Origin of the sequence: Bradyrhizobium sp. NBAIM08, assembly GCF_020193935.1 — a bacterium.
Taxonomy (GTDB): Bacteria; Pseudomonadota; Alphaproteobacteria; order Rhizobiales; family Xanthobacteraceae; genus Bradyrhizobium; species Bradyrhizobium yuanmingense.
In genome coordinates, this window is record NZ_JADYVR010001042.1 from 1 (window position 1) to 398 (window position 398).

At 71.9% G+C, this 398-nt stretch carries 2 protein-coding genes; one reads left to right on the forward strand and one right to left on the reverse strand.

The window, feature by feature from the left end:
- A partial coding sequence (locus I6F37_RS43365) for a hypothetical protein (RefSeq protein WP_225154889.1) occupies positions 1-189 on the reverse strand: 189 nt, incomplete at its 3' end.
- Between the two features lie 8 nt (positions 190-197).
- On the opposite strand from I6F37_RS43365, the gene I6F37_RS43370 reads away from it, so the two are divergent.
- A partial coding sequence (locus tag I6F37_RS43370; protein WP_225154890.1) for a hypothetical protein occupies positions 198-398 on the forward strand: 201 nt, incomplete at its 3' end.

A 398-nucleotide genomic window follows, 5' to 3' on the forward strand; every position in this document is an offset into this window, starting at 1 on the left:
GCGCACGGCACTCGGGGAGGCGGTGCGCCGGCGGCAGATCGCACAGAACGTCGCCGCTCTGGCGCGCCCACCGCGGGTCGAGCAGGAGGAGGTCGAGCCGTACACGATCGAGGAGGTCCGGCTGATCTTGCAGGCCGCCAGCGAACGGCGGAACGCCGCACGATGGGCCGTCGCACTCGCGCTCGGCATGCGCCAAGGTGCTCGGACTGCACTGGCCCGACGTCGACCTGCACGCCGGCATCATCCGCATCCGTGCCAGCCGGCTACGGCCGGAGTACGAGCACGGCTGCAAGGTGCCCTGTGGCAAGAAGGCCGGCTGGTGTCCGTCGTGGGTGCAGATCACCGAGGACGACGGACTGCCCAAGTCGAAGGCCGGCCGCCGCCGGGTCGGGCTACCG